The 318-nt window shown below is 50.0% G+C and carries 1 protein-coding gene; it reads left to right on the top strand.

The annotated features are described in order from the left end of the window. Positions 1-230: 230 nt before the first annotated feature. The coding region (locus J3482_RS22045; protein WP_369123494.1) for a transposase at positions 231-318 on the top strand (88 nt) is incomplete at its 3' end.

Below are 318 nucleotides of genomic sequence, written 5' to 3'. Positions count from 1 at the left end.
ATACGGGCCAGGCTGAACTACGTGCAACCTAAAACTACTTCAAATGGAGAGCCGGATGCATCGAAAGGTGCAAGTCCGGTTCGGGGAAGGGCTCGGGCGCCCAACTACCCTTAACGGGTGGGTCGGCCCGGGCCTATTCTACAGAATGTGAAAATAAGTAAATTGATTCGAGGTGTCTACGATAACAAAACAATACGATGCGGATTTCAAACTGAATACAACTGAATACAGTGAAGTTGGTTCTGGAGGAGGGGAAAGTCGCCTCCCAAGTTGCGCGCGATCTTGGCATATCTCAAAAGACCGTCTATGGCTGGGTTG

Source organism: Alicyclobacillus suci, from assembly GCF_017329615.1.
Lineage (GTDB): Bacteria > Bacillota > Bacilli > Alicyclobacillales > Alicyclobacillaceae > Alicyclobacillus > Alicyclobacillus suci.
Note: the sequence above shows the minus strand (reverse complement) of the source record. Positions and strands in the feature narration are given on the sequence as shown.